The following is a 17,008-nucleotide window of genomic DNA, read 5'->3' as shown; positions in this document are numbered from 1 at the left end:
ATATATATTTGCCAATTACCGTTTTTGTATCACCGAAATAAGCTTTTTTGTTTCTTCAGAGATTACCGCAACCAATTCTGCATTGTCTATTTCTCTCTGTTGAAAAGCTTTGCCTTCTAAAAACCGGTATTCCAGTACATTCCAGTAATCGGCATTGGTGTACTTGTATTCGATTACCAGTTTTTTATTGTTTACATAAGCATTTGATGCTTTTGCATTGGAAGAAATGGCCATCTTTTGCACCGTTTTTAAGGTAGAAACATAATGTTCGAAAAAATAAAAAGAAACATCGCTTCTGTTCATCCAACCTTCTTTGGTGTTTTTATATTCCATTGTGGAAACATAAAGAGAGCGGATTCTTTTATAGTCTGGGTAATCAGGACTTAAAATTTTATCCATAAAAGCGGTGGCTACCATCAAAATGGTGAGCGTAAAGCTAATCCCGAACAGGCTGATGAAGGTGAAGAATTTTCTCCGTTTCAATACAGCCAAGGCTATTTTAAAGTAGTTTTTTAGCATAACTTCGGATTATTGAACTTGTGAACCATCAAACAGACGCACCAGGCGGTGTGTTTTATGCGCCATACTTTCATCATGCGTTACCATAACAATGGTGGTGCCTTCATTTTTATTCAGGTTGATCAGGATATCCATAATCTCGTTCCCCATAGCACTATCTAGATTTCCGGTGGGTTCATCGGCTAAAATAATCTGTGGGTTGCCAACTATAGCCCTTGCAATGGCCACACGCTGCCGCTGACCGCCCGAAAGCTGCGTTGGGAAATGTTTTAAGCGGTTGCTTAACCCAACTTTTTCTAAAGCTGCAGTAGCAAGCACTTTTCGTTCTTTGGCTGATGAAGTACGGTACAATAAGGGTAATTCTACATTGTCCAGTACCCTAAGGTCATTGATCAGGTGATAACTTTGAAAGATAAAACCCAGTTTTTGATTTCTGAATTTTGCCAGTTTCTGATCTGAAAACCGGCTGATATCCTGTTCGTCGATTTCAATGTTTCCTTTTGATGGCTCATCCAGTAAACCCATGATATTCAGGAGCGTACTTTTACCACAGCCCGATGGCCCCATGATCGAAAGAAACTCACCTTTGGCAATATCCAGGCTGATTCCGTTGATGGCAAGTGTTTCTACCGTATCGGTCCGGTAAACTTTTTCAATGTTTTGTAAGCGAATCATAGTGTATAATTAGTAATTAAGATTTATTAATAGGTTATTTTTCTGTTTTTTTCGAAATCGTAAAGCGAGAGGTAACGGAGCTGGTAGTAAGCGCCCCAGAAATCGCGCAGGGATGAAACATAATCGCGTTTTGCTCTGTCGTTTTCCTGAAAGGCGATACTGAGGTCGGTAATGCTCAGGTTGCCCAGAACATACCGCTCGCTGGCAATTTTGTATTTTTCAGCAGCAATCTTTTCGGCTTCATCAGTAAGCAGAATCTGTTCTTTCATCATGTTAAAAAGCGTTACCTGCGTTACAATCTGTTGTTTAAACGTCTGTTTATCCTGCTCTACAGCATAGGTGATAAATTGCTCGTTGGCCTGAGCAGTTTTGGTCCGCGATTTTGACCTTCCCCAATCCATTACAGGGATAGCAAGCTTTAATTCGACAGATTGCTGGTTTTTTGGAGAGCGGTAAATGTCGAACGCGCTGTTTGCTGCATTAGAGAAACCAAGGTTAGCCCTCAAGGTTGCAGTTAAGCCATTTTCGCCTTTTGCTTTTGCTACATCTCTTTTGGCTTCGGCCAAACGGCGGATAAAGCCGATAGCATCCGAACGGTTTTCGAAAGCTTCGGCCAGAACTTTATCTGTAATGACGGTCATTTGGGCCACTACTGCAGGCATCTGCAGTTTAATCCTGTCGTCGCCTTCAATGCCAATGTAACTCCGCAAGTTTAAGGTGGCAATTTCTACATCGCGTTTTGCGGTACCCACTGCTTTCTGCGCATTTAACACTTCTAACTGAAGCTGCAGCATTTCATTTTTAGAGATTTTGCCCAATTCGAATTTTGTACCGGCAATGGTTAAAATGCGTTTGGTATTCCCATAATTTAAATCGGCAATGTTCAGGTTAACCTGTGCCAGTAACAAATCGAAAAAATACTCTGTAACCGTTATGGCAATTTTTTCCTGTGTTTCTATAAAAACCTGTTTGCTTTCATTGAATTTTAATGGTTCTATTTTTTTGTCCCATTTTAGGCTGTTAAACTGTAGTAAGGGTTGTGTATAACCAATGCCGTAGGGGATTCCGTTGTACAGCACACTTTTTCTGTCGAAATCGTCAAAACGCTGTAACTGTGTGGTCCCATAAATGTTTCCTCCGGTAGCGGCTATGCTCTGACTAAAATTTAATGTCAGTGAGGAGTTATCGTAATGTACAGGTTGAAAAAGTATACTTCCGTTGGGCTGTTGAACCTGTGTGTAGGTTTTGGTATATCCAGGCAAAATCCCTTCCAAAGCGAGTTGTGGCTGGTAATTTGATTTAAATGTGCGCCATTCCCAATATTTGGTTTCCTTTACGGTGATGGCCTGTTTGGCGGCAATAGAATTTGCCTTCGCCATTTCCACAACCTGCTGTAAGGTGAATTGCAAGGTGTCTGTTTTTGGAAATGCAAAACCTTTTAAAGTAACCATGATCAATAAACCCATAAGTAAAAATTTCCCCGCATAGTCTTAATTACTGATGGTTATGTTTTTTGTGTTTTTGTAATTGCCCATATCTGAGGTAATTACCTCATCACCAGCTTTTAGTCCGCTTAAAATTTCTACATAATCGAAATTGCTTAAACCGGTTTTAACGGTTCTGCGTTCGGCAATTCCATTTTTAAGTACAAAAACTTCTTGTAGGTTGGAGCCATTAAATGCCGGACCATTGGCAATCCTTAATACCCCGTTTCTGGTGGCGGTAACCAGAAAAACATCAACTTTTTGGTTTGGGCGAAGTTCTTTACTGTCTTTTTGGTTCAATTGAATGTCGAATGAAACAATAGCGTTGCTTACTGAAGGAGAGATGTTTACAATGGAGCCGCGTAACTGTGTATTGCCAATGCGGATAATGGCAGCCATATTGTTATGGATTTTATCCAGCAGGTTATCAGACATGCTTCCGGCAACTTTAAAGCCACTTAAATCGGCAATTTTGACCAAAGCATCACCCTCATGTACACTAGAGCCTATGTTTTTGTTTACCCAGGTAATTACGCCGGGCCTTGTTGCAATTACATCGGCCAGATCGAGTTTTCGTTTTAGCGCATCAAGATCATTCCTCTGGATGGCCAAAGCAATTTCAGCTTCCCTGATTTCGATTTTCATAGTCTGTTGTTTGCTCTTAATCTCATTTTCCAGTTGAAGTTTTTCCAGTTCAGCAACTTTTAAGTCAAGTTCAGCGCGTTCTACATCTTCCTTTGTTCCGCCGCCGGCTTTTAATAATCTTTTAGCTGAAGAAACCGCATCTTTAAGATTACTGATCCGTAATTGTTTAATGCTGTTATTGGATTTGATATCGAAAAAACTTTTCTCCAGATCTAATTTCAGCTTACGGATCTCATTTTCTTTTGATTCCATTTGAAACTGAAGTTTGCCATAATCCGTTTGACTCACCGATTTATCAAGTGATAAAATCGATTGACCTTTATTTACTTTGTTACCGGCATCCATTAAGACATTTTTAATGGATGCGTTTATCGGACTTGTTAAAACCTCTTCAAATTCAGGTAGTACCTCGCCGGTAGCATTAATGGTATTTTCGATTATTCCGGTCTCTACCCTGGCTGTAGTAATATCGGCACCGGTTAGCGATGGCTTAAAATAAAACCGCACCGACCAGATGATCATCGCCAGAATAATGATGATAATAAAAATGATGAGGTAAGTTTTCTTTTTCCTTTTCGAAGAAACTTCTTCTTCAATGAGTTTGTCCATTTAAATAATTTATACCAGGCTTACAATAGGGATGCCATTGTTAAGTTGCTGTTTATTAGTGATTTGTTTTTTATTTCAGATTTAAAAATGCCCGATATCGAACATCCTGTTTATTATCGGGCAAAAAAATGAAAGGCTGAAAGGTCCACCGATTTGCAACAAAAGATTTAAGGTCAAATATTTGTTACGGATAAAATCTTGCTGAATAACTACTTTAGTTAGATATTGGGTAACGGTTTATATTATAATAAGATCATATTCGCTTGTTGCAGCCTGCCGAATGCGGTAAAAGTATTTTTAGAACTGAAATCAAATTAACATCATACTATGTCGAATCGAAACAACGCAGCCGATACAACCGGAGCCTTAACAGATGCCGGAATAAGCCCTGATAAGAAAACATTTTTACAATCGCTCACCGAAGATTGGTGGGCAGTTATATTAGGGGCAATTATTATTGCGGCTGTGCTTTATTTAACCAGCAATAGTACTGTAATCAGTTTACCTGCATTTAAATGGGCAAATAGTGAAGATCTTTTGGGCAAGATATTATCGGGAGCTAACCTATTGCTGATTGTTGAAATGGGGGCTGTTTTTCTGGCCTTTGCTTCAATAGCTATAGGTTTATCGGGGGGTAATGTTGCACGGTTTGCTGGTGGTTTTGCACTTATCTATTTATTAGCCATTGTTTCCTTTATTATCGGAGGCAATAAAAGTGTATCCTATTTTGGATTGGAATATGTGGTATTTGCATTGCTTATCGGTATCGCGTTAGGTAATCTGATTAGGTTGCCCTATTGGCTAAAAGAAGCGGTGCGGTCTGAGTTTTATATTAAAACAGGTTTAGTCATATTGGGAACAACTATTTTGTCGGCCGATTTGATTAAAGCTGGTTTACCTGGTATCATACAGGCGGTTATTGTTGTTACCGTAGTCTGGTTTTTTCGATGTGGTTGAGCCGCAAGTTAAAAGTTGATGATGAATTTGGTGTGATATTGGCGTCAGCAGTATCTATTTGCGGAGTTTCTGCAGCAATTGTAGCTGCCGGAGCTATTAATGGCGATAAACGTAAATTATCTTATGTTACCACTTTAGTGTTAATTATGGCTATCCCGATGATGGTAATTTTGCCCTGGGCGGTAAAGTATTTTCATATACCTGAAGTAATTGGAGGAGCATGGCTGGGCGGTACTTTAGATACAACGGCAACCGTAACCGCTGCAGGCGATTTGGTTGGACCAATAGCCGTTAAAGCAGGAGTTATCGCCAAGTTTTCGCAAAATGTTTTTATAGGTGTAGCTGCATTTTTCATTGCAATATGGTGGGCCTATAAAAAACCTAAAGGGGAAGATGGCGTAATCCTTAAAGCAGAGCGCCCGGGATTGAAAATTGTGTGGGAGCGATTTCCTAAATTTGTATTGGGTTTTGTTGCGGCATCTTTAGTATTTTCTTTTCTTTTATCTCCTGCAACGGCGAAAAGTGTTGGGCCAACCTTAAATGGTTTACGCACGGTTTGGTTTGCAATCGCATTTATTTCTATCGGTATGGAAGCTAAATTTTCATCATTGGTAAAACTTCAGGAGAGAAACCTGCATTTACTTTTGTTACCGCACAAATATTTAATATATTCTGGACCCTTTTATGGTCGTATATTTTATTTGGCGGATATTTATTACCTGTGCCTGATTTTAAATAGAATGGGAATTGGGTTTAATGAAGTCGAGAAATTTTTAAACCTTCACAAAAATTGAAGTATCATCATTTTTCCACTACGATCGAAATGATAATACTTCAAAACCAATGTTTTATATACAGAATCGTCATTCCCGCGCAGGCAGGAACCACGCAGTGCTCAGCGAAGCTAATCTTAAAGCGCTTGAATTAGGATTATCCATAAGTTGTCCTTTTATTCAGAGGTATTCATCAGCGCTCTGTGATTCTCAATCAACACGAAAGTTATCGGGTTGGGAATGACGATTCCTCTCAGCCCACGATTGGTAAAAAAGCGACATTTCTGTCGATTTTTTACTCTTTTGGTTTCATTATTTTGCAAATGCGACAGTTTGCAATGCATTTGTATCCGGGTTACTCACTTCTGTTGTTAGTGCAGCAAATCTATCCAGGTTTAATTTTGGTGTTTTACTCATTACTAAGGTATGTTTTTCAGTAGCCCCGCTCAATTTTAAATCGGCATTGTCTTCGATTACGGTATATAAACTTTCTGTATCAGAATTGATTTCGGCAACAGCATTTTCTTTTAAAAATACCTGAAGATATTTCAAAGCCAATTTGCCCTCTGTTTTTACCACAGCGTCACCGGATGCTTTAACCCTGTAAATATTATTAACATAAAGTGTAATTTTGGCGACTTCATCATCTACAGAACTGATTTTTAATGCATATCCTTCTTGTGTTACTTTTACTTTGCCAGTATTGTCATCATTGTAGCTAATGCCTTCTTTCGATCTTTGAACTAAGGTGATTTCTACGTTTCCGTTTACGCTAACCTGGGTTACGTTTTTAGGCGCATAAACTTTAGTTGGTTGTTTCTCATCAGCCATTGCACTTGTAGAGAAAATAGCAGAACTTAATACGATAGCTGCTAATATAGATTTTGTTAAGGTATTGATTGAGGTTTTCATAATGCTGTTGTTTATATTTTTAATTAATACTTTGTGTTTGTTTTGTAGATAAGACGCCTATGCCCTTAAAACGTTGCAGCAGAAATATCGATATTATACCAACACAGCTAAATTGTCGACCAACTGGATTTAAAAACAGCCCAATGGTCGGATTTATTTTTGTATTCTAATGTTACGAGTTGCTGTTTGTTTAATTTCTGCTCTATCGCAGATTCTATTAATACAAAACTTAATAGTTAGATTTTATATTATCTTTAAACAAGAATTCTCAAAATGCTGCTGTATTTATTAATAAATTAGGAGCGGGAGGAATCTTGAGATCTAAATTTTTTTAACCAAATAATTTGAAAAATATATGAGAGGTGCGAAATTCAGCTATCCGTTTTTTTTGATTTGCCTGATTTATATCGGTTTTTGTGGTTTTATTTCAGAGAAACAGGTTTATCCGCGTTTAGGTATTGTATCTGGTCTGGCACAGGATAGTTTAGCTTATGCTTCTGGTTTTAAAATGATCGGTGAATCGGTTCCGAAGCTGCTTTCACCTGTATTAACCGATGATCAGTTTAATGCCAGTTTAAAAAGATTAAAGCAGCAAAATGTAAAGTATTAAGCTGTAACCTTTTTTTCCGGCGAACATAAAAATAGCTGGACCAGAGGTAGATGAAGCGAAGGTTTTAACTTATACCGAAACTGTTCTTTCAAGAGCGGGGCAAGCAGGTGTTAAGTTTATTGTTTTGGGTAGCTCGGGTGCAAGGAGCATTCCCGCAGAATATAATATCGTTAAGGCAAAATCTGATTTCGTTATTTTGGCTGGAAAGCTGGCGCAAATTGCAGGAAAATATAAAGTTACCATTTTGTTAGAGAACCTCGAAACCACCGAAACTAACTTCATCACTTCATTAAAGTCAGCAGCAGAGATAGTAAGGGAAGTTAATCATCCTAATTTCAGGCTCAACGCCGATATATTCCACATGATGCGTGAAGGAGAATCTCCTGATGAAATTATTGAGGCCGGTGACTTGATTGGATTTTCAGAGGTTGCCGAAAAACAAAACAGATCATTGCCTGGTGTTATGGGCGACGATTTTAAACCTTATTTAAGAGCTTTGCACAAAATAAATTATAAAGGTTTCATTTTTATTGAAGGGAGCATCAAAAATGCTGCTGTCGAAATGCCGCTAGCTTTCAAATATCTTTCTGCTCAGATTGCAGAAGTATATTCAGAAAAGAAAACAGATTGATGTTATCTCCTATCGAAGATATAACTTGACTTATTTCGATAATAACACCAATGATTGCATATTTGATTCTTTCGCAGCCTTATCAATTTTTGGTAGACTCATTTTTTGCCATTCTGGTTTCAAAGGTTAAGGGTAGATTTTCATTTTTACTAATCGCAGCGATGGCTCTCACTAAGTTAAGCATAAATTGACGGTCGATATTTCTAAACAAGGATAGGCTGTTCAGCTTTTTTAGTTTTAGATTCTATGGTTAGTGCATTTAAGGAAATACTGATATTTAAAGTGTAGAAACCCTCTTCATCAATTCCTGCGGTCATTTCTGCATGTTGATGGTAGGCATATTTGAGTCGGTTACTGATATTATCCATGCCTGAGCCAAAGCCTACCTTGCTTTTTATCGATCTCGGTAGATTACGGCTTTCGATATGCAATTTGCCATCAATAGTGTAAACATCAATAGTGGCCTTATTTTCTGCATCATTAAGGTTTCCATGTTTAAACATATTTTCCAGAATAGTAAGCAAAACAAGCGGAATGAGTTTAATTTCATCAAGATCAGGTCCGCTGGCAAACTCAATATAAATTGCACCCTGGGTAATTTGGTGCAGGCCGATCAGGTTTTCACACTGCGAAATTTCATCACTTAAACGGACATAACCTTCATTATGTTGCGTGCTGGCTGCAAAGCGCATCATATCAGAAAGATAAAGCATCACTTTAGCATCTTCCGGAGAGTAAGCACTTAATTTTTGGTGTACAAACTCAAATGTATTGAACAGCAGATGCGGATTAATCTGTGCTTTCATGAAAGCATTCTTAGACATGGCCAGTTCCTTATCCATCTTTTCCTTCTCAATAAGCATTTGAAAACGCTGTTTTTCGATACGGGATTTTTCTGTTTTTTCTTTAATAAACCGCTTTAAGAAATAATACCCTGTAGAAAAAAGAAGGAAAAAAGAACCCCTGTAAAGTACCTTGGTTATTCTGATCTTGAGACTTGGCAGTTGCCCGGGTAAAATATTGGTATAAGTATTTAGCAAAATGTCAACACCTGTAACTATGCCTAAATAAATCAAGATAGTTGATATAACAACCAGAGGAACTTTCCATACTGCTCCGTTATGAAATGCCGTTGCTTTTTCCAGCAGTAAAGCATAGGTATAAAATAAGGTGATATTAATCGTGTAATGAATAGCGTAGTTACCGAATGTACCTAACAGGCCAAGGAAGTAAATAACCATCACAGTCTCCCAAACGATAAATGCTGTCCAAGCAATTATGTGTATACGATATGTGTATAACCATCTTTGCAACGTACCGTTGCGCCATTTCAACCTATTCATAAAGGCATATTTACTATTTGTGTAACAACTAAAGTTATAGGGTGCCATTGCCGCTAGTTTTCGAAAAAAAACAATTATGAAAACTCAAAAATTAGCAAAAAAAACACTTTTTGTATTTAAAAAAAAACAGAGCGGAAAGATCAATAGGCCAACAACCATTTCTGAACCCACCACCACAACATTTACTACAGTTTCAGGTTTAATTTAAAACCATTAAATGTTTCCATCAGTAGCCGTTATTTTTTACGGCTACTGATGATTAACCTTTCGGAAATAAAACTTTTAAATTCGTTATAATAAATATCGCCAACCGTAAAGCTAATCTGGTTGTTCATGGTAATCCGATTGCCATCTATATACAAAATCTTATCAATCGCCACAATATAACCACGGTGTAATTGTATAAAACCGTTTTTGATGCTAAGCTGTTCCCGAACATCTTTTAAGCTTAAGTAAGCAATAATTACTTTTTCTACAGTATGTAATTTAATGTAATTATGAAAACTTTCAAAGGCAATAATATCTTCATATTTAACCATTACCGCACGGTGCTCTTCTTCCTTATTTTTCACCAGAAAATAATCCTCGTTGGCACCTCCAGTCATTTCATGTCCAAAAAGCCTGGTAATTGTTGTAGCAAATTTAGCATAGCTGTATGGTTTAAGCAAATAAGCATCTCCTGCAGCTTCAAAAGCATCAAAAGCATACTCCTGGTGAGAAGTAGTGAAGATGAGTTTTCTGGTTCTGAAGCGGATGGCTTTGGCCAGTTCCAGCCCCGAAATTTGGGGCATTTCCACATCCATAAAAATTACATCAACCGTTTCTGAATTGGCTAACTCCCTTAAGGCAGTAATTGGATCGGTATATTGCTGCACTAGCCGCATGTTTGGAGTATCCTCAATATATTTTTGTAGTCCCGCTAAGGAGCTGTACTGGTCGTCTATGGCTATGCACTTAATCATCTTCAAAAAATCTGGTTCTCTTATAACGAAATTACGCCTTTTCGTAACGAAAAGAATACTATCTGTACGCTTTAATTTTAAATTTTTTCCTTATTCACTAATTTAATAGAAAAATTCTCGATTAAGTTTACTAGATGCGGGTAATAGCTACAATCCATAAAATAATGCTAATACCGATAAACGTATACTCATCTTTACCGGATTTGCTAATCTATTATAAGTTTGAAATTTATTCAAATTAAGAGCAAGGGCCCAACTGCTTTGTTACAAGAATATACATATCCCTACACCCATGTAGTTGTAGCCATTTATTAAGCATTTCATGTTTTGTGTCATTGCATTGCAACGTACCTTACGGATTATGTTGGCTAAACGTCATTTGTATTCATTTAAACGTGAGTTGGTTTTATTAAAGATATTTTTGCAATACAGATTTTACTCCTTTAATTATGGCCGATCACTTATTGAAAAATGTACTTTATTCCGTTCTCGATCTTGCAACCGTTTTAGACGGTTTTACTGCTGCAGATACCTTTAAAACCAGTCTTGATTTAGCTAAACAGTCTGAAACTTTAGGTTATACACGTTACTGGTTTGCAGAACACCATAACATGGCTGGTGTGGCCAGTTCAGCAACGGCGGTACTAATTGGTTATATTGCTGGTAATACCAATAGCATTCGAGTAGGTTCCGGAGGTATTATGCTGCCCAATCACGCTCCCTTAATTGTAGCAGAACAATTCGGCACGCTGGCTTCGCTTTATCCTAACCGGATCGATCTGGGCTTGGGCAGGGCACCCGGAACCGATCAGGTTACGGCAATGGCCATCCGAGGTGAAAACTTTAATGCTGTTCATAGCTTTCCCAGGGATATTGAGAAACTGCAACAGTTTTTCTCTGCCAGTAATAACCGGGCAAGTGTAAGGGCTATGCCTGGAGAAGGTTTGGATATTCCGATCTGGATTTTAGGTTCGAGTACAGATAGCGCGCGCTTAGCCGCAGAAAAAGGACTTCCTTATGCTTTTGCCAGTCATTTTGCCCCAACCTATTTTGAACAGGCGATATCCATTTATAAAAATAATTTTAAACCCTCGGCATTTTTACAGGAACCCTATGTAATGGCATGTGTGAATGTGGTAGCTGCAGATACTGATGCGGAAGCAGAACGTTTATCAAGCTCTGTAAAACGTATGTTTTTAGGAGTGATAACAGGCAAAAGAGAATTACTAAAACCTGCCGTTGATGATATTAATGAATATTGGGGTCAGTTGGAAAAAGAAGCTGTAGAGCAGATGTTGTATTATTCTTTTATTGGTAGTGCTAATACCATTAAAGAAAATTTAGAAGCATTTGTTGTCAAATATGGCATAAACGAAATTATGAGCACCTCGCATATTTATGATCATCAGGCTAAATTGCATTCGAATAAAATTTTTGCAGGGTTTTTTGGGTAGTTGCGAGTCATATCAATCGCGTCATGCTCCCGCAGATATCGCTGATTGCGCAGAACCTATTGCTTTTTGACATTAAGCAGTTAATGAAATTAAGACTATATTGTTAAATCAATCGCATCATGTTCCTGCCGATATCGCTGATTACGCAGAACTTATTTCATTTTGACCATTAAATAGTTAATGACATTAAGACTCTGTTATAAATATCTGCTTCAATCTTCTTAGATCTGCGGGGGCTAATCGCTAATGTTCCTGCAGATATCGCCGATTAGCGCCGAATCCCTTCCATTTTACATCTTACATTTTCCATCATCACGTACACTTTAAGATTTGTTAATAATAAGGGAATATTGAGCTGGTAGCTTTGCTGTGAAAAAAGCACCATCCCTTGAGCGAAACTTTACTTTCATCTTTACAGTGCGGAAGCCATCTGGCCATGGAAAAAATCTACCAGTTTTATTGGGAAGATGTTTTTGATGCTGCGCTAAAAAAAACGGGTGATGAAGCCCTTGCACAGGATATTACCCAGGAGATTTTCATTTCGCTTTGGGAAAACCATAAAACGATTAACCTTTCCGGAAGCTTGGGTGCTTATCTGCATGGAGCCGTAAAATATAAGGTGATTAATTATTTCAGGTCGGGCAGTATTAAAGAACAGCACCAAACTGCGCTTACGACCCTGATGGATGAACAGCATTCTGCTGCTGCGGATGATAAACTAATTTTAAAAGAGCTTCACCTGGAGGTGGATGCCGCCATTGCGCTTTTACCAGAGAAAATGCAACAGGTTTTCTCGATGAGCAGAAAACAGGAAAAATCCATCAAAGAAATTGCTGCTGAACTCGACGTTTCTGTGCAGACGGTAAAGAACCAGATCTCTGCAGCATTAAAGCTTCTTAAAAAAGTCTTTCCTATATCCTGTTAATTGCTGTATTGATCGGCTTAACATAAAGTTAATCTATAGATAACATTTTTGGTTGGTACCGATCTGCTTTTCAACTGACATGTATTTAGATGACAGAAGAACAGGCAAAGGAACTGCTGCAGAAATATCTCGATCAGCAGGCAAGTCCGCAAGAGCAAAAAAAAGTTGAAGAGTGGTACGCTACACTTCAGTCAAAAGATGTGGCATTATCCGCCGATCGGAAAGCAGCGATAGGGGCGCAGATGTTTGCTCACCTTCAGGTGGCTATGCAAGAGAAGCCAAAACCCGTCAAAGTATTCAAACTACAATCTTTTATCAGGATTGCTGCCGCCGTATTCCTCATCATAACAATTGGAATAAGCGTTTGGAAACTCAATACAAAAGTAGCGCCTGAAAATCAGGTAACAGTAGTTACCGGAAATAAGCAACAGAAGCGAATTACTTTGTCAGATGGTTCGGTGGTTTTGTTAGGTCCGTCAGCAAAACTCTGCTATCCTAAAGCCTTTGCTTCAAACAGCCGCCATATTGCACTTAAAGAAGGGGAAGCTTTTTTTGATATTGCTCATCAGGAAAAAAGGCCGTTTACAGTGCATACAAGCGCCGGGGTAGACATTAAAGTTTTAGGGACCTCTTTCAAAGTTAAATCATATCAGGCAAATAAACAGCTGGAGGTGGCTGTAGTTACGGGTAAAGTGGCGGTGAGCAATCAAAAAGGTAACCCGGCTACGCTGGTCAAGGATGAGTTTTTAACTTATGATAAAAATGAGGGTCGCGCTGCTATCCGTAAAATCAAAGCGTCTGCTTTTATCGAATTTGCTTTCGATGGTGCAAACCTCAATCAGGTGATCACTAAACTCCAATATGTTTATAGCATTAAAATTTTGCTGAACGATATCACTTTGGGTAAACTTAAAACTACTGCATCCTTCAGCAGCAAACAATCGCCTGAAGAGATTTTGGATATTATCTGCAGTCTGCATCACCTCAGGTTCAATGCATTAAAAAATCATAAAACATTTAATATATACAGATGAGATAGGATATGATATAGAAATTATCTACGGTACCGGTCAGATCGTTCGCCGCAATCTTTCTTTCTGGCAATAAAAGCCAGTATAATTAAAGCTTTACAAAAATAAAATCAAACAAATTAAGCAATGAAAACAACCTCCGCTAAGAGGACACCAGCTCTTTACAAGATCATGAAATACTCATGTTTAACATTTACAATCCTCTGCATTTTTTGCAGCTCTATCCTCGCTTCGGCAGGTATGGCACAAAAATTAGAGAAAACTACGGTTAGTATTACCATCAATAAAGGCCGTAAGATGACCGAGATCATCAAAGAAATTGAATCCCGTACCGGGCTTAGTTTTGTGTACAATCCAGATCAGCTGCAACAAAAAAACATGTCTTTAAGTGGCGATTTTAACACAGAACCCGTAAGATCACTTTTAGACAGACTTGGTTTGCAGGTTTTAGAAAAAGGTGGATACGTGATTTTAAACAATGCCGTAATGAATAAGCCAGACCGGATAATCACAGGGGTAGTAAAAGATACCACAGGTTTGGCACTTCCAGGTGTTTCGGTGAAAGTATTGGGCACACAAAGTGGCACTATTACCGATGGAAACGGTGCTTATCGCATTGCAGTTGCCGCTGATGCCGTACTGTCATTCTCGATGATTGGTTATCAGACCATGGAAGCAAAAGTTGGCGAAAACCAGGTAATTAACATGGTTTTGAAAGAAGAACGCTCCACACTTGCCGATGTAGTGGTTGTAGGTTACGGTACACAGAAAAAGAAACCTTAACCGGAGCAATCAGTATTGTGGGGATGGATAAACTTTCTTCGCGATCATTAAATAGTGTAGGTGAGGTGCTTGCCGGAAAAACTCCGGGTGTAATTGTGACCAACGAGGGTGGCGATCCGACATCGATGCCTCGTATCAATGTTCGTGGCTCAGGCGGTATCAATGGAGAAAATGTACTTTACGTAATCGACGGATCTATCTTTTCGGGTACTCCACAGCTTAACCCTAACGATATTGAATCGATATCGGTGCTAAAAGATGGATCTGCAGCCATTTATGGCGCAAGAGCTTCTGGCGGTGTAATATTAATTACGACCAAAAAAGGTAAAAGCGGTAAGATGCAGATCAGTTTTGATGCTAAAATTGGACAACAAAGTGCCTGGAAAAAACTAGAATCATTAAATGCACAACAGCGTGCACAGGTTGCCGCAACTGCAGCTAAAAACGGTGGTACTACCATATTGCCAGCCTTTGATGCCGCAAAATATCCTGACGGGCAGATTACACGTACCAACTGGATGGATGAAGTGTTTAGAGATGGCTTATTGCAGGATTATAATGCTGCAATTAACGGTGGCTCTGAAAAATCGAATTATTATTTGAGTTTCAATTACCGCAATGCCGAAGGGATTGTGTTAAACACTAAAACCAAACGTTATAATTTCAGGATCAATACCGAACATGAGGTAACCAATTGGTTAAAAATTGGCGAAAACTTATCGTACAGCAGCACTAACGGAAACGGCGCCAATACCAGCAGCGATTATACGGGTGCTTTACTTTCGGCCATTTATTATCCTACAAATGCCACACCTTACAATGCCGATGGTAGTTTTGCAGGTTTACCTGGACCGTATGCCGGAGATTATGGCGATATTGTTAACCCTGTTGCCGATTTAATGCGTATTGATATCAACAACCCGGTAAATGTGTTGGTCGTTAATCCCTATGCCAATATTAAATTAGCCAAAGGTTTAAATTTTAGGTCTAACTTAAGCATCACCAAAACAGATGCTGCTTTTAAAAGCTTTACACCAAAAAGGCCTGAGGTAGGAAAACCCGTATTAAGCAATAGTTTACAGGAAAGCAGTAACCATAATAGCGATTTCCTGACAGAACAAGTGTTAAATTACAAAGGTACCTTTGGTAGCCATCAGCTCGATCTTACAGGTGGTTACTCATTTCAAAAAACACAATACAGAAATTTATTTGCTTCAGGATCAGGTTTTGACGATGAATCGCCACAATACAGGTACTTGATGAACGCCACAGTAATACAGCCTTCTTCCAGCGGTTACAGCGCACAGGCACTTTCGTCATTGTTTCTGCGGGCAAACTATAACTATCGCGAAAAATACCTGGTGTCGTTAATCGGTCGCCGTGATGGCTCGTCATTACTGACCAAAAATAACAGGACCCGGAATTATGGTTCAGCTTCTGTTGGATGGCTAATGAGCAAAGAAGACTTTCTTAAAGATGTAAGTTGGTTAAATGAATTGAAATTAAGGGGTAGCTATGGTTTTCTCGGTAATTTAGCGGCACTTACTTCTGCTGCGGTGAACCCATTGTTAAGTCCAACACAAAGTTATTTTGGCCAAACGCCAACTTTGCAAAATGGTTATGTTCAAACGGTTTTGGCCAATCCTAATATCGCATGGGCAGAATCTAAACAAACAAACTTTGGTGTTGATGTAGCCGTATTAGGCAGATTGAGTCTTACAGCAGACTATTTTGTTAAAGAAATTAATAAAATGATCCTGGTGAGAACATTACCCGGAACAGCAGGTTTAGGTACTCAGACCATTAATGCCGGTAAAGTAAAAGATAAAGGTTTTGAGTTAGGATTAAATTATAATAGTGATAAAAATGCAGCTTTTACTTATTCCGTAAATGCTACTTTAACCAAAATAAACAACAATATAGAAGAACTTATTCCTGGTATAGAAAACCAGGTTGTATCTACCAATTTCCGGAATGAAGTTGCCCCCCTTACCAATAGGGTAGGACAGCCACTGTATAGTTATTTTGTATTAAAAACGGATGGTATTTTCCAAAGTCAGGCAGAAGCCGATAACTATAAAAATGCTAAAGGACAAAAAATTCAGCCAAATGCAAAGGCAGGTGATTTTAGATTTGTAGATATCAACGGTGATGGATCTATTGACAGTAAAGACCGTTATTTTGCTGGTAGCGCTTATCCCGATTTCTCTTATGGGTTGAGCTTTAACGCAAGTTATAAAAATTTCGACTTTAATATTTTTGCACAGGGCGTACAAGGAAATAAATTATTCAATGCCGTAAAACGTACTACTTATAGCGCTAGTGGTCCTTCATACAACAAATTGGTCGGTATTTTAGATGCCTGGTCACCAGAAAATCCAGGTGGCAAAGTGCCGATTATTTCAACTAGCGATGCCAACGGAAATTTTGCAGCTTCTGATTTTTATGTGGAAAATGGCTCTTATCTGCGTATCCGTAACGTAACCCTGGGTTACAGTTTGCCAAAATCGATCGCTAATAAATTAAAAACAGGTGGTGTAAGAATTTATGCCACAGCAAACAACCTTTTTACCATTACTAAATATTCAGGCTTTGATCCGGAAATCGGAATGGACAACAACGGAGTAGATGTTGGCCGTTATCCGCAGGCACGAAGTTTTATCCTTGGTTTAAGTGTAAATCTATAATCAAAAAC

Annotated in this window: 15 protein-coding genes and 1 pseudogene; 9 read left to right on the top strand and 7 right to left on the bottom strand. The window is 38.6% G+C overall.

What is annotated here, in order from left to right; translation table 11 throughout:
• Window positions 1-15: 15 nt before the first annotated feature.
• Genes ACQ86H_RS17210 through ACQ86H_RS17195 form a run of 4 tightly spaced genes read right to left on the bottom strand, consistent with a single transcriptional unit; the run spans window position 16 to window position 3,932 of the window.
• The gene (locus tag ACQ86H_RS17210; RefSeq protein WP_431291870.1) at window positions 16-519 is read right to left on the bottom strand and encodes an ABC transporter permease; all 504 of its coding nucleotides are present in this window, start codon (window positions 517-519) and stop codon (window positions 16-18) included.
• 9 nt (window positions 520-528) lie between these two features.
• A complete protein-coding gene (locus ACQ86H_RS17205; RefSeq protein ID WP_138823580.1) occupies window positions 529-1,194 on the bottom strand; it encodes an ABC transporter ATP-binding protein in 666 nt (221 codons plus the stop codon).
• A gap of 26 nt (window positions 1,195-1,220) precedes the next feature.
• Window positions 1,221-2,660, bottom strand: a complete 1,440-nt coding sequence (locus tag ACQ86H_RS17200) for a TolC family protein (RefSeq protein ID WP_431291869.1) — start codon at window positions 2,658-2,660, stop codon at window positions 1,221-1,223.
• A 24-nt stretch (window positions 2,661-2,684) separates the two neighbouring features.
• A complete protein-coding gene (locus ACQ86H_RS17195) occupies window positions 2,685-3,932 on the bottom strand; it encodes an efflux RND transporter periplasmic adaptor subunit (protein ID WP_431291868.1) in 1,248 nt (415 codons plus the stop codon).
• Window positions 3,933-4,259: 327 nt separating this feature from the next.
• On the opposite strand from ACQ86H_RS17195, the pseudogene ACQ86H_RS17190 reads away from it, so the two are divergent.
• Window positions 4,260-5,683 (top strand): annotated as a pseudogene (locus tag ACQ86H_RS17190) (YeiH family protein).
• A 291-nt stretch (window positions 5,684-5,974) separates the two neighbouring features.
• Here ACQ86H_RS17190 and ACQ86H_RS17185 read toward each other — a convergent pair.
• Window positions 5,975-6,574 (bottom strand): GIN domain-containing protein, encoded by a 600-nt coding sequence (locus tag ACQ86H_RS17185; RefSeq protein WP_431291867.1) that lies wholly within the window; start codon window positions 6,572-6,574, stop codon window positions 5,975-5,977.
• A gap of 355 nt (window positions 6,575-6,929) precedes the next feature.
• Here ACQ86H_RS17185 and ACQ86H_RS17180 point away from each other — a divergent pair, with 355 nt between their 5' ends.
• The gene (locus ACQ86H_RS17180; protein ID WP_431291866.1) at window positions 6,930-7,184 is read left to right on the top strand and encodes a hypothetical protein; all 255 of its coding nucleotides are present in this window, start codon (window positions 6,930-6,932) and stop codon (window positions 7,182-7,184) included.
• 25 nt (window positions 7,185-7,209) lie between these two features.
• Complete coding sequence (locus ACQ86H_RS17175; protein ID WP_431295423.1) at window positions 7,210-7,815, top strand: sugar phosphate isomerase/epimerase family protein; 606 nt, start codon at window positions 7,210-7,212, stop codon at window positions 7,813-7,815.
• 203 nt (window positions 7,816-8,018) lie between these two features.
• On the opposite strand, the gene ACQ86H_RS17170 is transcribed toward ACQ86H_RS17175, so the two are convergent.
• On the bottom strand, window positions 8,019-9,056 hold the full coding sequence (locus ACQ86H_RS17170; protein WP_168202401.1) for a sensor histidine kinase: 1,038 nt from the start codon (window positions 9,054-9,056) through the stop codon (window positions 8,019-8,021).
• 178 nt (window positions 9,057-9,234) lie between these two features.
• Here ACQ86H_RS17170 and ACQ86H_RS17165 point away from each other — a divergent pair, with 178 nt between their 5' ends.
• Entirely contained in the window at window positions 9,235-9,366 is a 132-nt protein-coding gene (locus ACQ86H_RS17165; RefSeq protein WP_256377611.1) for a hypothetical protein, read from the top strand.
• A gap of 28 nt (window positions 9,367-9,394) precedes the next feature.
• On the opposite strand, the gene ACQ86H_RS17160 is transcribed toward ACQ86H_RS17165, so the two are convergent.
• Window positions 9,395-10,120 carry a LytR/AlgR family response regulator transcription factor gene (locus tag ACQ86H_RS17160; RefSeq protein ID WP_138823594.1) on the bottom strand — a complete coding sequence of 242 codons (726 nt, stop codon included), beginning with the start codon at window positions 10,118-10,120 and terminating at the stop codon, window positions 9,395-9,397.
• Window positions 10,121-10,569: 449 nt separating this feature from the next.
• Here ACQ86H_RS17160 and ACQ86H_RS17155 point away from each other — a divergent pair, with 449 nt between their 5' ends.
• The 5 genes from ACQ86H_RS17155 (at window position 10,570) to ACQ86H_RS17135 (ending at window position 17,000) form a co-directional block, all read left to right on the top strand.
• Window positions 10,570-11,574, top strand: coding sequence for an LLM class flavin-dependent oxidoreductase (locus ACQ86H_RS17155; protein ID WP_431291865.1), 1,005 nt, complete (start codon window positions 10,570-10,572; stop codon window positions 11,572-11,574).
• Between the two features lie 388 nt (window positions 11,575-11,962).
• The gene (locus ACQ86H_RS17150) at window positions 11,963-12,499 is read left to right on the top strand and encodes an RNA polymerase sigma-70 factor (RefSeq protein ID WP_431291864.1); all 537 of its coding nucleotides are present in this window, start codon (window positions 11,963-11,965) and stop codon (window positions 12,497-12,499) included.
• A gap of 89 nt (window positions 12,500-12,588) precedes the next feature.
• The gene (locus ACQ86H_RS17145; protein ID WP_431291863.1) at window positions 12,589-13,533 is read left to right on the top strand and encodes a FecR family protein; all 945 of its coding nucleotides are present in this window, start codon (window positions 12,589-12,591) and stop codon (window positions 13,531-13,533) included.
• Between the two features lie 237 nt (window positions 13,534-13,770).
• Entirely contained in the window at window positions 13,771-14,313 is a 543-nt protein-coding gene (locus ACQ86H_RS17140) for a carboxypeptidase-like regulatory domain-containing protein (RefSeq protein ID WP_431291862.1), read from the top strand.
• Window positions 14,314-14,336: 23 nt separating this feature from the next.
• Entirely contained in the window at window positions 14,337-17,000 is a 2,664-nt protein-coding gene (locus ACQ86H_RS17135; protein ID WP_431291861.1) for a SusC/RagA family TonB-linked outer membrane protein, read from the top strand.
• Window positions 17,001-17,008 lie beyond the last annotated feature (8 nt).

It is taken from the genome of Pedobacter sp. P26, from assembly GCF_050632135.1.
Classification (GTDB): Bacteria; Bacteroidota; Bacteroidia; order Sphingobacteriales; family Sphingobacteriaceae; genus Pedobacter.
The sequence above is the reverse complement of the archived record's forward strand: the minus strand, read 5'-3'. Positions and strand labels throughout refer to the sequence as shown.

Bases quoted from the DNA above. Each gene is read 5' to 3' on its own strand.
- ACQ86H_RS17135 (WP_431291861.1), top strand. From the start codon at position 14,337: ATGGATAAACTTTCTTCGCGATCATTAAATAGTGTAGGTGAGGTGCTT.
- ACQ86H_RS17165 (WP_256377611.1), top strand. From the start codon at position 9,235: ATGAAAACTCAAAAATTAGCAAAAAAAACACTTTTTGTATTTAAAAAA.
- ACQ86H_RS17195 (WP_431291868.1), bottom strand. From the start codon at position 3,932: ATGGACAAACTCATTGAAGAAGAAGTTTCTTCGAAAAGGAAAAAGAAA.
- ACQ86H_RS17205 (WP_138823580.1), bottom strand. From the start codon at position 1,194: ATGATTCGCTTACAAAACATTGAAAAAGTTTACCGGACCGATACGGTA.
- ACQ86H_RS17180 (WP_431291866.1), top strand. From the start codon at position 6,930: ATGAGAGGTGCGAAATTCAGCTATCCGTTTTTTTTGATTTGCCTGATT.
- ACQ86H_RS17145 (WP_431291863.1), top strand. From the start codon at position 12,589: ATGACAGAAGAACAGGCAAAGGAACTGCTGCAGAAATATCTCGATCAG.
- ACQ86H_RS17140 (WP_431291862.1), top strand. From the start codon at position 13,771: ATGGCACAAAAATTAGAGAAAACTACGGTTAGTATTACCATCAATAAA.
- ACQ86H_RS17170 (WP_168202401.1), bottom strand. From the start codon at position 9,056: ATGGTTATTTACTTCCTTGGCCTGTTAGGTACATTCGGTAACTACGCT.
- ACQ86H_RS17185 (WP_431291867.1), bottom strand. From the start codon at position 6,574: ATGAAAACCTCAATCAATACCTTAACAAAATCTATATTAGCAGCTATC.
- ACQ86H_RS17200 (WP_431291869.1), bottom strand. From the start codon at position 2,660: ATGGGTTTATTGATCATGGTTACTTTAAAAGGTTTTGCATTTCCAAAA.
- ACQ86H_RS17210 (WP_431291870.1), bottom strand. From the start codon at position 519: ATGCTAAAAAACTACTTTAAAATAGCCTTGGCTGTATTGAAACGGAGA.
- ACQ86H_RS17160 (WP_138823594.1), bottom strand. From the start codon at position 10,120: ATGATTAAGTGCATAGCCATAGACGACCAGTACAGCTCCTTAGCGGGA.
- ACQ86H_RS17155 (WP_431291865.1), top strand. From the start codon at position 10,570: ATGGCCGATCACTTATTGAAAAATGTACTTTATTCCGTTCTCGATCTT.